Origin of the sequence: Paenibacillus turicensis (assembly GCF_050461185.1) — a bacterium.
GTDB classification, from domain to species: Bacteria; Bacillota; Bacilli; order Paenibacillales; family Paenibacillaceae; genus Fontibacillus; species Fontibacillus turicensis_A.
Map to the genome: position 1 here is coordinate 750,208 of NZ_JBCMOR010000005.1, position 18,865 is coordinate 769,072.

At 35.0% G+C, this 18,865-nt stretch carries 20 protein-coding genes and 1 pseudogene; 18 read left to right on the top strand and 3 right to left on the bottom strand.

What is annotated here, in order from left to right:
- Window positions 1-5 precede the first annotated feature (5 nt).
- The 16 genes and pseudogenes from ABE099_RS05585 (at window position 6) to ABE099_RS05660 (ending at window position 15,311) form a co-directional block, all read left to right on the top strand.
- Window positions 6-788, top strand: a complete 783-nt coding sequence (locus ABE099_RS05585) for an ABC transporter ATP-binding protein (protein ID WP_430028173.1) — start codon at window positions 6-8, stop codon at window positions 786-788.
- 74 nt (window positions 789-862) lie between these two features.
- Window positions 863-1,627, top strand: a complete 765-nt coding sequence (locus ABE099_RS05590; RefSeq protein ID WP_430030495.1) for an ABC transporter permease — start codon at window positions 863-865, stop codon at window positions 1,625-1,627.
- A 159-nt stretch (window positions 1,628-1,786) separates the two neighbouring features.
- Window positions 1,787-2,095 (top strand): annotated as a pseudogene (locus tag ABE099_RS05595) (GyrI-like domain-containing protein); the annotation flags it as partial.
- On the top strand, window positions 2,093-2,311 hold the full coding sequence (locus tag ABE099_RS05600; RefSeq protein ID WP_430030589.1) for a hypothetical protein: 219 nt from the start codon (window positions 2,093-2,095) through the stop codon (window positions 2,309-2,311). The pseudogene ABE099_RS05595 and the gene ABE099_RS05600, both read left to right, overlap by 3 nt.
- A gap of 371 nt (window positions 2,312-2,682) precedes the next feature.
- Complete coding sequence (locus ABE099_RS05605) at window positions 2,683-3,588, top strand: hypothetical protein (protein ID WP_430028175.1); 906 nt, start codon at window positions 2,683-2,685, stop codon at window positions 3,586-3,588.
- 533 nt (window positions 3,589-4,121) lie between these two features.
- Window positions 4,122-7,850: a hypothetical protein gene (locus tag ABE099_RS05610; protein ID WP_430028177.1), complete on the top strand. Its 3,729-nt coding sequence runs from the start codon at window positions 4,122-4,124 to the stop codon at window positions 7,848-7,850.
- Window positions 7,851-7,932: 82 nt separating this feature from the next.
- Entirely contained in the window at window positions 7,933-8,526 is a 594-nt protein-coding gene (locus ABE099_RS05615; RefSeq protein WP_430028180.1) for an ankyrin repeat domain-containing protein, read from the top strand.
- 755 nt (window positions 8,527-9,281) lie between these two features.
- Window positions 9,282-9,659 (top strand): DUF6547 family protein, encoded by a 378-nt coding sequence (locus tag ABE099_RS05620; RefSeq protein WP_430028182.1) that lies wholly within the window; start codon window positions 9,282-9,284, stop codon window positions 9,657-9,659.
- A gap of 142 nt (window positions 9,660-9,801) precedes the next feature.
- Window positions 9,802-10,446, top strand: coding sequence for a hypothetical protein (locus tag ABE099_RS05625; RefSeq protein WP_430028184.1), 645 nt, complete (start codon window positions 9,802-9,804; stop codon window positions 10,444-10,446).
- Between the two features lie 226 nt (window positions 10,447-10,672).
- Window positions 10,673-11,173, top strand: coding sequence for a GNAT family N-acetyltransferase (locus ABE099_RS05630; RefSeq protein ID WP_430028186.1), 501 nt, complete (start codon window positions 10,673-10,675; stop codon window positions 11,171-11,173).
- Between the two features lie 29 nt (window positions 11,174-11,202).
- Entirely contained in the window at window positions 11,203-11,679 is a 477-nt protein-coding gene (locus ABE099_RS05635; protein ID WP_430028189.1) for a GNAT family N-acetyltransferase, read from the top strand.
- Window positions 11,680-11,721: 42 nt separating this feature from the next.
- Window positions 11,722-12,387, top strand: a complete 666-nt coding sequence (locus tag ABE099_RS05640) for a hypothetical protein (protein WP_430028191.1) — start codon at window positions 11,722-11,724, stop codon at window positions 12,385-12,387.
- 47 nt (window positions 12,388-12,434) lie between these two features.
- Window positions 12,435-13,406, top strand: a complete 972-nt coding sequence (locus ABE099_RS05645; protein WP_430028193.1) for a phosphotransferase family protein — start codon at window positions 12,435-12,437, stop codon at window positions 13,404-13,406.
- Between the two features lie 66 nt (window positions 13,407-13,472).
- Window positions 13,473-13,928, top strand: a complete 456-nt coding sequence (locus tag ABE099_RS05650; protein ID WP_430028195.1) for an NUDIX domain-containing protein — start codon at window positions 13,473-13,475, stop codon at window positions 13,926-13,928.
- Window positions 13,929-13,998: 70 nt separating this feature from the next.
- A complete protein-coding gene (locus ABE099_RS05655) occupies window positions 13,999-14,565 on the top strand; it encodes a histidine phosphatase family protein (RefSeq protein WP_430028197.1) in 567 nt (188 codons plus the stop codon).
- A 218-nt stretch (window positions 14,566-14,783) separates the two neighbouring features.
- Complete coding sequence (locus ABE099_RS05660; RefSeq protein ID WP_430030497.1) at window positions 14,784-15,311, top strand: GNAT family N-acetyltransferase; 528 nt, start codon at window positions 14,784-14,786, stop codon at window positions 15,309-15,311.
- A 68-nt stretch (window positions 15,312-15,379) separates the two neighbouring features.
- Here ABE099_RS05660 and ABE099_RS05665 read toward each other — a convergent pair whose 3' ends face one another.
- Window positions 15,380-15,973 (bottom strand): DUF2441 domain-containing protein, encoded by a 594-nt coding sequence (locus ABE099_RS05665; RefSeq protein WP_430028199.1) that lies wholly within the window; start codon window positions 15,971-15,973, stop codon window positions 15,380-15,382.
- A 233-nt stretch (window positions 15,974-16,206) separates the two neighbouring features.
- Between ABE099_RS05665 and ABE099_RS05670 the strand changes: the two genes are divergently transcribed.
- Window positions 16,207-17,181, top strand: a complete 975-nt coding sequence (locus ABE099_RS05670; RefSeq protein ID WP_430028201.1) for an aromatic acid exporter family protein — start codon at window positions 16,207-16,209, stop codon at window positions 17,179-17,181.
- 186 nt (window positions 17,182-17,367) lie between these two features.
- Here the strand turns inward: ABE099_RS05670 and ABE099_RS05675 are convergent, their stop codons facing one another.
- Both ABE099_RS05675 and ABE099_RS05680 read right to left on the bottom strand, forming a co-directional pair.
- Window positions 17,368-17,799 carry a DUF6442 family protein gene (locus tag ABE099_RS05675; RefSeq protein ID WP_430028203.1) on the bottom strand — a complete coding sequence of 144 codons (432 nt, stop codon included), beginning with the start codon at window positions 17,797-17,799 and terminating at the stop codon, window positions 17,368-17,370.
- Complete coding sequence (locus ABE099_RS05680) at window positions 17,796-18,005, bottom strand: helix-turn-helix transcriptional regulator (protein ID WP_430028205.1); 210 nt, start codon at window positions 18,003-18,005, stop codon at window positions 17,796-17,798. The genes ABE099_RS05675 and ABE099_RS05680 overlap by 4 nt, the downstream gene beginning before the upstream one ends.
- A gap of 286 nt (window positions 18,006-18,291) precedes the next feature.
- On the opposite strand from ABE099_RS05680, the gene cotE reads away from it, so the two are divergent.
- On the top strand, window positions 18,292-18,837 hold the full coding sequence (gene cotE, locus ABE099_RS05685; protein ID WP_210089327.1) for an outer spore coat protein CotE: 546 nt from the start codon (window positions 18,292-18,294) through the stop codon (window positions 18,835-18,837).
- Window positions 18,838-18,865 lie beyond the last annotated feature (28 nt).

Consider the following 18,865-nt stretch of genomic DNA (forward strand, 5'->3'; position numbering starts at 1 on the left):
TCAGGATGAATTCTGTTGTTGAAATGAGACATGTGGATCTTGTATATGTCAGTCAGCGTGAAGCAGTTCTGGCGCTGGAAAATATTAATTTATCGGTAGAGCCAGGTGAATTTGTCAGTCTGGTTGGGCCTAGCGGCAGTGGTAAAACGACACTGTTGTCTCTCATTGCCGGATTAATATCTCCTTCCAGAGGAGACGTATTGGTCCATGGCAGAAAGGTAGTAGGCCCTTGTGCAGAGGTTGGATACATGCTACAGCAAGATTATTTATTTCCGTGGCGAACGATATTAGATAATTGTGTGCTTGGGTTAGAATTAACAGGAAGATTAACGCCAGAAAACATTGCCTTCACGCAGGAATTGCTTGATGGAATGGGTCTAGAAGGTACGGCTTCCTTTCATCCTCATCAATTATCAGGTGGAATGCGTCAGCGCGTAGCTTTAGTACGAACTTTAGCGACCAACCCTGACTTATTGCTGCTGGATGAACCATTTTCAGCATTAGATTATCAGACGAAGCTGCAGCTTGAGGATCTTGTTGTAGATATTTTGCAAAAAAGAAACAAAACAGGCATTTTAGTAACTCATGATTTATCCGAAGCGATTGCGATGAGTGATCGTGTCATTGTGTTAGGTGCAAAACCAGGGAGAATCCGAAAATCGTTTAAAATCCCTCGTCATATCGCTCAAATTGCCCCATTTTATGCTCGCAAGGAAAAGGGCTTTAATGAGCTATTTCATGAGATATGGGCGGAGCTTGAAGCCGATCATGAAAGGGAGGGCATATGATGGACAGTAATCATGATATCAATCGGAATACGGATGGGCGTCAGACATGGCTGAATAAGCAATATAATGATCATATGAAACAAAAAAAACGTATCCGTAATGCGGTATGGGCAGTCCAATTTGCTATTTTGTTTCTCGCTACTGCACTATGGGAGTTAGCGGGTCAACTAAAATGGATAGATGTCCTTATTTTTAGTTATCCCTCCAAGATCGGCGGTCAAATTGTAAAGGATGTTGTAAGTGGGGAACTGTGGCCGCATTTATTTATGACGGTAGGTGAGGTAGCCGTCGGTTTTATATTTGGGACGTTGCTTGGTACAATATTGGCGGTATTAATATGGTGGTCACCATTTTTATGTAAAGTGTTAGATCCATATATGGTTGTGTTCAACAGTATGCCAAAGGTAGCGTTAGGTCCGATATTTATCGTGTTATTTGGCGCAGGATTTACGGCGATTGTCATCACCACCTTATCTATTACGGTCATTGTCACGACACTGGTAGTTTACAACAGCTTTAACGAAGTGGACGCCAATCTGGTGAAGGTTGTTCGTAGCTTTGGTGCAACACGCAAGCAAGAGTTTAGAAAAGTGATCTTGCCAGCCTCCTTTCCCACTATTGTATCCACGCTTAAAGTAAATGTTGGTATGGCTTGGGTGGGCGTGATCGTTGGGGAATTTTTAGTCGCTAAAATTGGACTTGGTTATTTGATCGTCTATGGCTTTCAAGTATTTAACTTTACGCTTGTTATGGCTAGCTTGGTGATTATTGCGATCGTGGCAACGGGGATGTATCAGCTGGTGGTGTATGTGGAGAAGAAGTTGGTGAGGCAGTCTTAGGAGCTGTGGGAGAGTATGTGTGTGGATGAGGGATAGGGAGAGAGAAATTAAATATGTATTGAAGGAAAGGGTTTTAAGATGGTACAGACGTCTTAGGGCTCTTTTTTTGTGGGATTGTATTTCCTGTATTTTGAAAAATAGGTATACTGGGGAGGGGAACAAATGAATGGAGTATTTGATAATTCCATAATTTTAGGCATACCGCTAGATAACCCAGAGACTACTCCTAAAGAGGAATGACGTTATGATGTTTGCGTTGTTATAAATAAAGATTTTAATGTTGAAAAACCAGCTTATGTTGGTGAAATTTCTGGTAGGTAATACGTTGCTTTCTTGCTTGACTATACAAAAGAGGCAGTCAGTGAGTTTTGGTGTACTATTTTTTCTGAGATAGAAAGGAATAATCTAACAATAAGAGAACTGCAAACTATAGAAAGATATACTTCACAGAGGATTGATAATCATTTGAAATATAAGTTCCAATACAGTAACGAAGCAGGGATATTTCCTACCTCTTGTTTAAAGGATGAAAAACATGATAGACCCACTATGTATACTGCTATTGAGCCACCACAAGAAAATGACACCGATATGATGTTTAAAGCGAGTGGGCTTACGTTTACAATTAAACCGCAGACGATATGGCTAAACAACACGTTCTATATAATGAAGGACATGAAGTAGTCGCTAGAAGGACTGATAAAGATGATGTATTATTTCGATTCAAATAATCAACCGATAAACTATGTGCAAGTTCATTTGACCTGGAAGATGAGAGAAGAGAATTAGATTGAAACAAGAACTGTTTTTTAAGAGAAATATTTTACAAATACGAATCATTTAAAAATTATATGAATATCTCTATTGGAAATATAAACTTAGATGATAAGTTTGAGGACGAATATAACTATTTTGATTATAAAAAGAAAAGCGCCGATTTACCAAAGTATATTCTATGTTCTTTATTTGTAACTTGGTATATTCATTTGTACAAGTAGAAATACGTAATACAGTAATGTCTTCATTAAATGCTGAGAAACTGAGGAGAAAAACGGATGAAACATAAGTCTAAATCTCGTTCACGAAAGAGTAAAGAATTCATTGTAGTTACTAAGTACCCTGAGAATTATAAGTTATTCGATTTAAGGACTAACAAACCTATTTGCTACAAAGACAGCCCAATAACAGGTGGAGATGCTTCAATGGTTTTACAAGAAATAGATGTCATTGAATCTCGAATTAAAATGAATGGAAAGAATAATAATATAGAATATTTTGCTCCTAATAATGTAGGAATTTTATTATCAATTGCTAATAAATCATTAACTATAGCTAAGACTATGTATGACGAAAACATAAACCCTAAAAGTGTCGATCACAATAACTTTGAAATAGATAAAGAAAAATACGAACAGATTAACATCAGATCGAAAGTTATCTATGATTATATCGAGCAAATTCAGAGTAGTATTGTTTTTGGATACACAGCCCTAGAAGCTTTTGTGAATTTGAGTATACCCGAAAACTACGAATACAGATTTGAAAATACCAAAGGAGTAGTTGAGATTTATAACAAAGATTCTATTGAGAGATGGCTCCCGTTAAAAACCAAAATTATTGAGATTCTTATCCCCATTTATAAAACTAAACCATTAAAACAGTTAAATACATGGAGTAAATATAACGTTTTTGAAGAGCACAGGAATGAAATAATACATCAAAAAACTATTAATCATACAAATTTTTATAAGAAGTATTTTGATGAAAAGATATTCGAATTATGCTCTACTCCTCAAGAGATTATTAAATTCTTTTTTGAAGAACGCAATCCTAAAAATGGTACGAATGCGCTTTGGCCATGGGTGATAAATACCGATAATGAATTTCCGGTTAGGTATGATTATAAATCTGAACATTTTGAAATTGTTGGGAATATTTATGAAGGTAAATCAGAGAAGTAAGCCTACTTCACATAACATAATATTTACGCTGCGGGTATTCGCCCTTGATCCGGCATACGCCGGACACTCGACATGTGTCGAGTCGTGAATACGGAACGTTATACGACAATCTCGAAAGGAAGTCATAAAACTAATAACTTTATTAATTAAAATTGAAAAGAATATAAATAGTGAAATCTATTTTGTAAGAGTAGTAAGACTTAATTATTTTATTAAAAAATTTGATATTGAGGCAAGTTAATTTAACTAATTAAAGACGGAAGTTTCGTCTAGCGCTCAGGGCGGAGAAGCGGTTGAAGCCATGGCGACGCATATCAACAAGTACGACAAACCGAGGAGAAGGAACATAAAGATCGTGCAAAATGTTCAAATATTATAAAAGGAAACAAATGGAACAGTGTCAAAAAGTGTAAAAATAAATGCGATGTAGCTGTAGTTCTAGAAAATAACACTGAACTAGCCTTTTCAGACAATTTCAATTCTATCTAAAGTTAATTAACAAGTTAGTTGAGGGAAAGGATGTTGGATGTCAGATGGTGCGTAGATTACAAGCAATAGAAAATGAGTTAAGTTCGATAAATGAAACTGTTTTTCAAGAGCTTTGTGATAGTTTTTTAACTCTGCGCAATAAGAATTTCTCCTCGTTCTCTAGAATAGGAAGTGTGAGTGGAAGACAGAAGACAAGAGTTGGAACGCCAGATTCATTTTTTTTATTACCAAATGGGAAATATTTATTTGTAGAACATTCAACTAACATCACGTCTGGAGTTAAGAAGCTTAAGGACGATCTTGAGAAATGTCTTGATACGGAGAAAACAGGAATACCGACTCTGGATATTGCGGAGATTATTTTTTGTATCAATTTCAATCTAAATACTAAGGAGACTAAAGAACTGAGTGACATTCTTGAAGGCACAACTATCTTCTTAACGATTTATACACTTGATTTCTTAGCCATTGAATTGCATCTAAATCATAGGGATTTAGTTCATCACTACTTAGGATTGCCTTTTGATTCAGGACAAATAGTTTCAATTACCAAATTTGTCAACGAATATAATCGAGCTTCAAATGGCATAGCGACACCGCTTGATAATAAGTTTGTTCATCGAGAGAAAGAAGTTGGTGAATTAGCGGATGCTATGAACACGGCAGACTTTGTCATTTTAACTGGTGCTCCAGGAGTTGGGAAAACTAAGCTGGCAATAGAAACAATTGAAAGCTTTCTATTAGCCAATACCACTTACCAAGGATATTGCGTATCCTATAAAAATCATACTCTTTTAGATGATCTATTCCAATATTTAGATACAAATAAAGATTACGTCCTCTTTGTTGATGATGCTAACCGAATTGATGCTTTTAATCAAATAGTAGGCTTCTATCGAGCATCTAGGAAAGGTAATTTAAAAGTAATAATTACAGTGCGGGACTATGCATTTTCTGAGGTAGCACGCCTTTGTCTAGAGTTTAAGCCTAGACGAATTGATATTTTAAAGCTATCAGATGAGCAATTAATAGATATGCTGAAAACTGATTCATTCAGAATCATGAATCCTGACTTTCAAAGAGAAATAGTCAGAATCGCTGATGGTAATCCAAGATTAGCTATTATGGCAGCATTACTTGCAAAGGAAAAGCAGAGTTTATATGCCTTATCAGATGTATCAGACCTATTTGACAGTTACTTTTCTACGTTTATCAAGGATTTTAAAGAATTTGCTAAGTTATTAAACATAAAGTGCTTGGGATTGGTTTCCTTTTTTTATACATTACCATATAAAAATCGAGAAATAATGAATCGAATGCTAGAGAACTTTGATATCAATTACTTGGACTTTGTTGATGCTATTGATAACTTGGATAGATTAGAAATAGTTGAAGTACAATTTGAGCATGTAAAGATTTCAGAGCAAAATCTTTCTACGTACTTCTTCTATAAGATATTTATCAAGGACGAGGTATTATCGTTCGATGTTCTGTTGGAAAAATACTTTATAGAAAATGACAAGCGATTCAGAGATTGCATAATACCGGCAAACAATACCTTTGGGTACAATAATGTTATGGGAAAATTGAAACCCAGATTGCAGCGGTATTGGACTATTGCACAGAAGGACCAGGCGTTATCCTTTAAATTTCTAGCGACATTTTGGTTTTATTTGCAAAACGAAACTTTAGAATTCCTTCTCAAAAATATTAATTCTATGCCAGTAGTATCAGTTGAAGAATACAAGGTCGCATATGAAAATAATGCTTTTTCGTATGGCAATACTAATGAAATAATCGACCTCCTAGGTGATTTTTTTCGTTTTCCTGATAACCTGGCTGATTCTTTAGAATTAGCTTTTGAGTTCACTCGTAAATGTCCACAGCATTTACCCGAGCTGATACATAAAATTAGAACTCAATTAGTGTTTGATAGCTTTGACGAAGGAATGGATTTTATAAGGCAGACAACGCTGTTCAACCTCTTAATTAAGGGAGTCAAGTCTAAAGACAAGCTGTTAACTGTTATTTTCCTCGAGCTATCTAAAGATTTCCTTGGTTTTAAATTTCATCATACCAAAGCAGGGAGAAATAACACGATTTATTGGTATGATTTCGAATTGCCTGATATTAATTCTATTCTAATTCTTCGACAAAAGATTTGGGAGACAGTAAATAACAGTTTTGCCGATTTCCCTTCTCAGTCATTTGAGCTTTTAAATGATTACTTAGATGATGGACCAGATCTCGTAAAAGAAATAGCACAGTCAGATGTTAGTTTAATTTTAACAATTATTGAGAAGCAATTTACTTCTAATTCTTTCTTGCATTGTCGTTATGTACAGGATTTAGCTAGATGGTGCAGACGATATGAGGTGTATAATTCAGTTCTAGATGAATTCACTCAAAAATACAGGAACTCTACTTATGAAATGTATATAAATATAGACTGGGATCGTTATCGTGACAGAGAGATATACGAGTTTGATAATTACGAGGAATATGAACGATTGAAAGAAGCTGAAATACGCAATTCTTTTATTTTTGATTCAAAAGAAGAGATACAACTATTCTATGATAAATTCATATATTTAAAACAACAAGCAAAAAATGATTACAACTACACGCGGGTTTTAGACTATATTATTGATGAAAATTGCTTGAAGAATTTTCACTTAGGTACGGCCATTATTAAAATGATTATCGAGACAAACAATACAATCTGTTATCTACCGAGGTTAGTTTTTCGGAATCAACTTAAAGATCCAAAAAGGGCTAGTATTATATGGGGACTAATACAACAATGTCTTTTCGATTTAAAAATACAATGGATACTTGCATTCTTTGAATTCGCAGATGATTCGGTAGTTAGTATTGATGAATTGTTAAAGTCAATGAATAAAACGGAAGAGTCCTTTTATTTGAATTTTGATGGATTGAATAAATATTTGCCCCTGAAGCCAGACTTATTTCAAGAAATTCTCAAAAAAATAACTGAAAGGAACTCTAAAAGTGATGCACGAATAAAGGTTCCTAGGAACCTTTATTCAGAAAATCTAAACCTTTTAGGGGATGATATGGATTTGATCAAAAAATCATACCTACAGCAATATTCCCTACAACCGCACTTTGATTATGGAGGAGCAGGCTTTTTAGAAATCTTAAAGAAAGATTCAAGGTTTTTGGTTGATTTTATAATAGCGTTATATGCGAATAGTGATAATAAACATTTATCTGTCGATCATTCGAAGTTTGGTTTTATATGGGAAGTAGATGGGATTGAAAATGAAATTGCTGAGGTAATCAATGTTATCGTCGAAACCGAGCCATATTATTTCGGTATTCTTGATCATTACTGCAATATTTTTTTCAAAAATATTAAGGACGAGTATCAACTAAAAGCAGAAAAGTTTGTGATAGAGTTTGTAAAGAGAAACTATAACAACACTCTCAAAATGAATATTATTGCTGATATAGGAAGGAATTCTTTGCAACCTGTATTTGAGGACATTATGCTTACGCACATTTCGCTTAATCAGGATCCGATTGACTTTATAAAGATTATGTGGAGTGGTAATGGAGGGACATATTCCGGGGACGTAATTATCGGGGATCTTCAGGCAGCGGAGTGGGGGAATATCTTATCAATTGTCGACAAAGCTGATCTAGGCATAAAATTAATACCTATTAAAAAGGCCATAAATGATCAAATTGATTCTAGTTTGAGATATGGGAATTGGGAAAGGGAACGTATATTTTTAGAAAAGCAATAAAATAAATTTGTGTCTTTGCGCAAACCTCAATTGTATAAACAAGGCTCAGGGATGAAGTAGATCGTAAGTCATAGTTGCAAATATGTTATTAAAAAAAGTTAAGCGCCGCCAGTTGCGTTGGCGGCTTTATTGTTATAATGTCACTCGTTCATTCATTGATAGAATCGAGCTATTTAGTGCTCAATTACGATTATCGGACTTAGCTAAATGTCTGGGGCACTATGAATGCAATAACACTTCTATAAACTCAACAATCGTAAAACCTCGGTTCGCGAGGATATTAGTAAGGGAGTGGAAGTCACTACTTGACTTTACAACGAATCTTGATGGCGGGAATTTAGAAGCAACTAAAACATTATTAGAAAACGGAATTGATAAGATATACTTTTCAACAGCGTTCAAATGGGCTTGTTGGAGAAACAATATAAAAATTGCCGAATACTTATTAGAGAATGGGGTGGATTTCAAAAGTGAAATAACCCCTAAATCAGAGTTATTGTTCTGGATTTGTAGTTTAGGATATAAGGAGATAGTTAAACTTTTATTAGGACTAGGTGTTGACTTTAAAACTCACGTGAAATTCAAAGGGAAAGTATTATCTTATAATGGAAGTCCTTTGGACAGAGCTATTGAAACAAATCAAATAGAAATCGTAGAACTGATTAATGCTAATTAAAATCAGGAGCTTATATAGTAGTGATGCTGTTTTTTTTCGGTTGCTAGAGATAATCAATTGAATATATGTAAGTTAATCAATGAGGGAAAGGGCATCGCACAACACCATATTCACACATCGGACCATTCGGTCCTCGGTCCGCCGCGGCGACAATTCGAGGAAGCTAATTCAGGCGGACACATCAGCACCGACTAAGCGCATCACGCCCGGCTACTTCGTCGCCTTAAGTCGGTGGGACGTCGAGAATACAAAACGTTATACGAAAGGACGAAGTTTATAGAAAGAAATAGTGTGAAAAGTCATTATAATAACAATTTTCACATTATCTATGAGGAGGAAACTATTATCTGGGGTATTATATCAACAGTGTTTAGCATCATAAGTTTAATAGCATCAATAATAGTATTGTATTTTCTTAATGGAAAAACCAAAGTAGACAGTGTTCGGACATTAAGAAAAGTGAAGTTATATATATATATGTTGATTGCAGTCAACGGGATTAGTCTACTTTTCAGACTAATTTAGTTAATAAAAATCTATGGGATTGAAAGTAACTCAAGGCGCCTACGTATAACACAGAATTAGGGCATCGTTGCAAGTTCCTCTGTAACGGATAAGAAGTTGCAGAGAATTGGATTCATGTATCAACCTTGCAAGGCTAAGTCTGCGATGCGTTTCGCATTCGCTTCACTTAAGCTTTTCGGGTTCGTTAATACAGGAACGTTATACGAAATTTCAAAAATTCGGAGGAATATATGAAAGAAGACAAACAATCAAACAGTCTTCAGAACTATAAAGATTTTATTGATGGATTAGTCGAAATTCGGTCTGGAGTATTATCAAGATGGGTATTGACTACTGGGTGGCCAAAGACAGAAGGGAATATAAAAGTTAACGAATTCATTGGTTCGCTGTCTGAAGAACAAAAACAATTACTTGCAGAAATCATTCAACAATCACGAGATGGTGGTATACATGACGTTTTGGTTTACTTAAATGATGAAATAAACCTTAATGGAATGAAATTGATAAAAAATGGCATTGAAATAGCAAAGGAACCGTTTGATTCAGAGATGTATTTCGACTGGGTATGTAGAAGAGAAGGTGATCCGTGGCCAGATTCGGAGAACTAGTGAAGCATCGTACAACGTTATATTCGAGCAGGACTGGTCTGCGGATAGATTTCCGAGGTGAATTTCAGCAGACAACCACTTTGGGGTTCATGAGTACAGGAACGTTAGATGAAAGTATTAGCTGAACATAAAGGAGAGTATAATGAAAGACATAGATTCAATAAGTAAAATTGCTCAGATTTGCTTTTATTTCATTACAATTATATTGGGTTTTCTTACTTTTAGGAATGCAAAGAAAGGATTATTAAATCCAATATATACTGAGTATCATAAGAAAGTAATTGAACGATTGTCTGAAGTTTCCCAAGAACTTGCTAGTGAATTTTATAATGATTCAGAAAAAGATTGGTTCCTGATAAATGATATTACACATGCAGTTGACAGAATTAATGATTTTTATTTAAGGAATAAGGAAGAAATTTTATCCAAGAGAGAATTTCCTTTTTGTGGTTATCCACTTCCCGAACTTTCCTCACATTTGAGAACGTTAATATCAAAAATTAATTTTGATCCATTTATACCTATGAAAATAAGAAATTTAATTATTGAACTTCTTGAAAATAGATTGGAATATACTGAATCTATTATTGTTGAAGAACTGGATAGATATTGTGATGAATTAGCTGAAGGATTGCATACAGAACTTTTTGAGTATAATGATGGATTAGTGCAGACTAGAGTGAATAAAAGATTAAATGAACTAGGATTAGATGAAATTCAAGTTCAAAAAGCAGTAAATGATATTCAAAATGAAATACATCATTATTTTAGATCCTTTCAACCATGAATGTAACTCTAGTAGGCTAATAACATCATCTAACATTGCATTCCTACTGTAGATTTCGCCCTTTATTGCCAATAAGAATTCCCAGGAAGGTTAATCTGGCTATATACATTTAACCAGCTAAGTGTGAAGACTTGTTCCCTTTGTTTACTATAGTTGCTTGAACGTGGCATACAGGAAAGTGATATAAAAGGGATGCAAAAAATATAAAAAAGAGGTGTCATTTCAAATGGATATTGAGATTAAAAAAATAGCAAAAGATCAAGCGGATACTTTTTTGAATTTGTATAACTTATATTTGTATGACTTATCAGAATATACCTGTGAAGACCCAAAAGATGATGGGAAATTTGATTCAACAAATACTTACCTATATCTAGAGAGAGAGGAGTTGCATCCTTTTTTTGTTATGCATCAAGGGAAACCAATTGGCTTCATATTAGTTTGTTCCCCTCTGTTTGTTCAAGAAGGAGTTGATTTTACAATACAAGAATTATTTTTATTAAGGAAATATCGCGGTAATACAATTGCTTCGTTAGGAATAGAGAAAGTATTAAAGCAATTAAAAGGAAAAATTAGTATCGCTCAACTAGTGGAAAATAAACCAGCAGTGAGATTTTGGAAGAAATATTATGAAGAACATAATATTCATTTCTTCGAAGAACGAGAGACTATTGAGATTGATGGCATAGGACTACAAAAAGTGATTTCACAAACTTTTGAAATATGATCTGAAAGTATATTAGAGGAGAATATGAAATGAATTTTGCTATCGTTCAAGTCAGTCAAAATCATAGAGAAGTATTAGATAATCTTATGCAATTTTATAATTATGATTTCTCCGAATTCCTCAACTTTGATGTACAAGAGAATGGAAAGTATAGTCCTTACCCTTTAGATGATTATTTTAAAGAAACAAACCACTATTTTGCTTATGTGATTAAAAGAGAAGACAAGTATGTAGGATTTGTTTTAGTTCGTTTAATAGAAGGCCCTGGAATACGACATTATTCGATTGCAGAATTTTTCATATTAAAGAAGTACAGACGAGAAGGCATGGGAGGCTCAGTAGCAACTGATATATTTAAAAGACATAAAGGACCATGGGAAGTGCATCAAATTGAGAGTAATCAAGGAGCGCATGCATTTTGGAAAAAAGTGATTAATGAATACACGAAAGGTCAATTTGAAGAGCGCATAGAAAATGGAAAAACCATACAAACGTTTGTCAGCTAATTGAGTGAGCAGTACACCTTATATAGAAGGGAAATATAATCCATGATAAAAAACCTTTTATCCCTTGGAGCCCTACTTCTTTGTACTTGCATAATACTGTCAGGATGTAACAGTGGGGTAAATCAACAAGCTAAACAAGAAGCAGAGTCAAAGCAGAATCCAACAGAAAACTCCTCAAGTGATAACTCTAAAATATCTCCATTTTCACTAGAAGACCTAGATATAAATTACAATGGTTTCATATTAAATGATCGTACTCCTCTAAAAGAACTGTCCTCTAAGCTTTCTATTCCAATAGGGAAAGAAACTGAAAATAGTAAGCATATTATATCAGGCAAAAGTAATAATACCAATTTTATTTGGTTACAAGTCTCCTACCCCAACAAAGATAAAGCAGATTTCCTATTCGATTATTTGTATAATGAAACACTTAAAACTGGTCGCATTGTCTCTGTAGAATTAAAAAATATTCCAACTAAAAGAGGCATTACTGTTGGAGATGATTTAGACAAACTAAAAAAGGCCTATGGTGATAATATAGAACAAACCTATAATGGTGAAGCAGAAGACAGTTACAACTTAAAGATAGATAAATATGAGATGCGTTTTATTGTGGAAAAAAGCAGTGAAAAGATCGTAGAAATTTATGTGGATTTTGATCGCAATCGGGCAATGGAAGAAATAGATGTGACGAGCTTGGAAGATTAAGGTACTAGGATTTGACTCTATAACAAGACGAACAGGAGATAAACATCATGAAAGATTCTTGGGAACGATCAAGCCAAAAGCTAAATATTAATGATGAGAGCATCAGAACTATGATTAATCAGGTGTTTAAAAATAGACAACTCGTCAAGATTGAAAGGACAGAAACTGGCCTAAGTAGCGGTATTTATAAAGTACAAGTGGAGGGTATAGCTTCACCCTTCATTTTAAGAATTTCAAATGGTGATGTAGAAGTTGCATCAAAAGAAAAAGCAATAGCTGATAGATTGAGCGGAATTGTACCTGTAGCGGACTACGTTTACTTTGATACAACAAGAAATATAGTAGATTATGATTGGTCTTTACTAGAGTGGAAAGAGGGTGTACTGTTACGAGATATTTTGCAGAAAGGGGATGAACGGCAGATTATGCAAGCGGCAGAAGCTGTTGGGAATGTCTTAGCTCGGATACATTCTCATACATTTCAATGTTCAGGCTCTTTGGCAGGAGATCTATCAATCGTTGATCCTTTTACTATGGGTACAAATGAGTTTAATTCTTTTATTTCAGAAAGTTTGGATGAAGGAGCAGCTGGCCGCTGGTTGGGAACAGAAATGACAGATAAGGTTCGAGCATTTTGTTTGCAACATAGTTCATTATTGTCTAAAGTTTATGAGCCTTCAGTTCTAGTTCATTCTGATTTTAATGGACTTAATATATTAATGCTTGATCATGCTAATCCTATTGAAGTGTCAGCGGTATTAGATTGGGAATTTGCATTTGCAGGAAGACGGTATGTCGATATTGGAAATATGCTCCGATACGAAAATACTAACTCCTTATTTGAACGTCATTTTATTCAATCTTACAGGGATTCAGGTGGGTATTTAAATGAAAACTGGAGACTGATCTCTATACTAGAGGATATCATTGCTTTGTTAGATATATTAAATCATTCAACATCAGACATGCCTAACAAAATCTCAGATGTAAGAAGGCTTATTACTGGGATGGTACAATAAGATTCAATTGAGTAAACAAGGGTTCCAAACTAATCATGATTTACAGCACAGTTAGGAGACTAAGAGTTGAAAATTATAGTAACGGGTGGAGCAATTATACGAGACCAACAAAATAGGATATTGCTTCAGAGAAGATCCGATTATGGCGATTGGGGACTTCCTGGTGGTGGAATGGACGCAGGTGAATCTATCGAAGAAACAATGATCCGTGAGGTGTATGAAGAAATAGGATTAAAAATTAAAGAATATAATTTATATACTGTATATAGTGGTCCTCGTATGAAGTATAGGTACCCAGATGGGAATGAAGTTGTTTTTGTAATGTTCCTATTTAATGCTACAGCTGATTTAAATGGCAAAGTTTTTGAGGACAACAGACTTATTTATAATGATGACAATGATGAGTCTTTAAGGCTTGAATTTAGATTGCTTGAAGATATTAATATTGAAGAGATAAACATAGTCCAAAAACCTATATTTGAAGATTTGAAAAAAGGTATAAAAACAATATTAAGAACTTGATGCTAGAATATTTGTTGGATGATTAAAATGGTCTGTATATGATACCACCTTTAATTTCAAGGAGACTGTTATGAACACAACCATTTATATGGTCAGGCATGCTGAATCGCCTTACGATGAAGGAACGGAAAGAACAAGAGGACTGACGCCAAAAGGTAAGGTTGATATTGAAAAAGCAACGGAGTTACTTAAAAATGAAGACATAGACATGATTATATCCAGTCCTTATGCTAGAGCAATTCTTAGCGTTGAAGGATTGGCGAAGCATTTAAACCTAGAGGTTCAAACATTTGAAGATCTTCGTGAATTTGACTTTGGGACAGAAATGATTGGGTTTGAAGAGTTAATGGCTAGTATAAGCGAGGGCTTTAAAAACCCTGAGTATTTTTTGCCCGGTGCAGAGTCAAATGCACAATGTCAGAAAAGAGCAGTTGCAATTTTGGAATTTATTTTAAATGAGCATAAAGGAAAGAAAATAGCAGTTGGTACGCATGGGCTGGTCATGACTTTAATGATGAATTATTTTGATCAAGCTTATGACTTTAATTTTTTGAATCAATTAAGCAAACCAGATATTTATAAAATGGAATTTGAGGATTTGACATTAAAAGAGGTAACTAGATTGTGGCAGAAATAGAATTTTTGGAAACAATTATTACTCTGGAGTATAATAAGTATTAAAACGTGAACTTGGAATATGAAGTTTTATTTTCGAGTCACGCTAAAAAATCACTCGTAAAAATGAGAAAGACATTTCAAAGCGAATATTGAATTCTTTAGAAAAATTAAAAAATGATCCATTTGAACATCCTCACACAAAATTATAGAAATAAAATTGGAAAAGGAGAACTCATGATACATATTGAAACCTCAAGATTGATTATTCGTGATCTTATATTAAAGGATTGGGTAGATGTGCATGTATATTCATCTAATCCTAAAGTAACGGAGCACATGCTTTGGGGACCAAACAATGAAGATGACACTAAATCGTATGTGAATCAACAACTTGAAAAGCAGCAATCTACAAAGAGAACTGATTTTGAATTGGCAGTCATATTGAAAGAAACCAACCAATTCATAGGTGGATGTGGAATTTATATGAAAGATTTAAATGCTGAAATTGGTTATTGCTTTAATCCAGATTACTGGGGCAACGGCTATGCAAGTGAAGCATCAAGAGCAATGTTGAAGTTAGCGTTTGAACAATTTAAAGTACACCGAGTTTATGCAACGTGTCGTCCTGCTAATATTGGATCAGCGCAGGTTTTAAGTAAAATAGGAATGAAAAAAGAAGGACATTTAAGAGAGCACGTATGGGCTAAAGGAAGGTTTCATGACTCCTACTTATTTTCCATATTAGAAAATGAATACAAAGAATAACTGAGGCGACAATATATGATGAAAATCGGGAATAAGGGTCTTAAATGATTGCAAATGTACTGATAATATTAGACAGTAAAATCCTCAATAATCTCGGTGACCTCAATTTTACCGTTGATCAACAGCTCAGGAAGATCATTTTTAACATTTCCCTTCCAATACTCTCTAGCCTGTTCGATTTTTATGGAGAAGGAAGCTCCGTCTTCCTTTGGTAAAAGCTCTCCGTCTCCTTCAAAATAACTTCCTATCACTCGCAATTTAACAAGCTGTAAAACCTTCCGATGGTATGAGTCAAAAATCTTCTTCCATTCCAAAGCATCTTCATAACTTTTGGTAGCGTATAAGCAGGACAATCTGGAAGGATATGTAGGATATTCTTGTAATCTAACCATTTCAACAATAACCTCTCTAATCGCCCTAATCGTCTGTCCTACATAACCTATGGCTAAATCAGCATTTTCTTTATTTAGCTTTAAACCTTCATCAGTATAATGTCCATATAGTATCTGGATAAAATCTTCACCTTGGGCATTGAATCGTTCTTTCTCAAAAAAGAAATGATATAAGCTGTTTTTTTGGTTATCATCAAAGGTTATTATCTGTCCCAGGGACATTTTCTTTTTAGTCACTAGGTGATAAACATATAGTTCATTTTCCTCCAACATATCTCCCTCATTTCTATAAAATTTCATAAAAATTATTAACTTATTTACTTACTAGAAACAATAAACCCTATGTTTAAAGGTAGCAGTTAAAGGAAATAGGAGTATCTATACTTCCTATTCGACGTTATATTTCTATATTCCTTGAGCACCCCATTGTTTAACCCCACTAAATTTAGTACCATGTTAATATTCATTACACCATAATTCGCATTAATCAAAGGATGGTTCAGATGGGCTTTCGAGTCATAAAAACAGCAGTTGCAACGTTATTAGCTATTTTTACAGCAGATGCACTTGGCATTCAAGGCCCTTTATCCGCTGGCTTGCTAGCGATTTTAGGAGTAGATGTGACACGTAAACGCAGCTTAATGACGGTATCGTCCCGCTTTTTTGCCTCATTATTAGGGCTGCTAATGGCATTTGTTTTGTTCTATTTCCTTGGTTTTCATTTCTGGGTATTAGCGGTATACATATTAATTGCCTTTCCTATTTTATCCAGAGCTCATTTTAAGGATGGAATTGTTACTAGCTCTGTTGTTGTTTTTCGAGTGTTTGGGGGAGAAGCGCTCAGTTTTCATATTTTGCTAACTCAAGTGGAGCTACTAATTATTGGCTTGGGGTATGCGACGTTAGTTAATTTTATTTATATGCCTAAAAGTGAAAGCAAGCTTAAACAGCTGCGTAGTGAAATTGAGTCTTTATTTGCGGTCATTTTCAAACAAATGGCTGCATCTTTACGTGATCCGTATCATGTGTGGGATGGCAAGGAGTTAATTGAAGCGAGTCAGCGAGTAGAGGAAGGAAGATTAACTGCCCACCGTGTACTGGAAAACCAGATGATAAAACCAGACGAGACCTGGAGTATTTATTTTTACATGCGTAGCCAACAGTTGGAACGTGTAGAGTATATGCTGGAATTGCTGTCTCGTGTCTATCAGCGGATGCCTCAAGGGGAAGTCAATGCGATGTTATTTGATCAATTAAGTGAAGATGTGCTAAATGAGGTATACACGGGTCAAACGGAAGAAATGCTACATGAGCTAGAGCAATACTTCAAGAAAATGGAGTTGCCTGCTTCGAGAGAGGAATTTGAGCTTCGTTCTACATTATTGCAATTATGTAGGGAGCTAGATATGTATTTACAGATTGCTAAAAAGCATAAAAAACCTGCAACGGTGTTAAAGCTCGATCAAACCTTAAATTAAGGTTGAGTAAGCGATAAATACAATATTATAAAGTAATAATATTATTATTAACATTAATAACATGCCTATCACCCTATCATAATTATTATTTAGATTAACTAACTTAACAAAAGCAGAGTATAGCTAAAGGAAATCGTAGCCTTAAGTTTTACTCCGCTTTTTTTCTTTCCCCGTTTTTCTATACCTCTACATTTGCTTATTAAATGCGTAGCCATAGTAAATTTTATAGCCGTGGATAAATAGATAGGCACCAACTAAGAGCAAGGTGGACGTCATTTCTGTTCCCATAATGGCAAAAGACAACATTAAAGCACCTAGCATAAAGGTCATGAGATCAAATGCTTTAGCTTTCGCAAGATTGTTTATGGTAACATTACGTTCATCGTTTTGGTTAATTGTATGTTGTTTCTGTAGCTTTGGATTGTTTTTCATTACCTTGTGTGAAATGACATTGCCTACTCCAACACCAAAAAGACCACTCCCGATTCCAATTAAAACAGAAGGCAATCTGAGCATTATCCCTTGTGGATCAGGAACTGATTTTATTAAATACAGACTAGCACCTAATATAACAAGACCTAACACGGTTAGAAAATAATCTTTTGTGCTTTTTCTCATTTTGCATCCTCCTCTTCCTCATAAATAAATATCTCTTCAATTGACATACCGAAGTAACGAGCAATTTTAAACGCTAGTGTAATGGAAGGGTTGTAACGACCATTTTCTAATGAACCGATCGTTTGGCGAGAAACCTCAAGTGTAGCTGCAAGCTCTTCCTGCTTGATTCCTCTTTGCTTTCGTATTTCTTCTAACCGGTTTTTCACGATACACCTCCTTGAATGGAAAGTTTGCTTTCCATATTTAAATCATACTCTTAAATAAAAAGAATGTAAAGTTAACTTTCCATAAATTCATTTGTTTTTATTTTCTTCAATAATATAAAGTAGAAAGGGTCTATTCAGAAGCCAACCCAATCTTAAAAAATAAGCTTGTCCAGCAGTTATATTACTGCTCAAAAATAAGAAGATTTAATTTTATTGTAAAGATAATCAACATTTGCCCATGTCCTGCATACACTTAAGTGAAAGACGTATGGAGGAGGTTCTAAACATGTCATTGAAATATCAAAGTAGAGAGATTATTACGAAAGCGATCTGTGGAAGAGGTCGTAAGTTCTCTACCGTAACACATACCGTTACACCACCCAACAAGCCTGCAAGCATATTAGGTGCATGGATCATCAACCACCAATATGAAGCAGTTGCGGCAGGTGACGGAATTGAGGTTATTGGTACTTACGATATCAACATCTGGTACTCTTATGACAAGAACTCACAGACAGAAGTAGCGAAGGAAACGGTTTCGTATGTAGAAAATGTGCCGCTCCATTTCTTGGACGCCAGACACCGTTCATCATCGGTTGAGGTCTCTGCCGAGGCTACACAAGAACCAAGCACTGTAGAAGCTAGCATTTCTGGCGATGGTCGTGTAGCCATTCGTGTTGAAAGAGAGTTTGCAGTTGAGTTGGTGGCTGAAACAAAACTCAATGTCCTCGTCGTGCCGGGGGGCGACTTTGAAGATAAGGACTTTGATTTTGCTTCAGAGGATGGAGACTATGAGGACTTAGATCCTGATTTGCTCGACGATGAATTGTAAGTGTAACAGCCGCCCTTAGCGGTGTAGC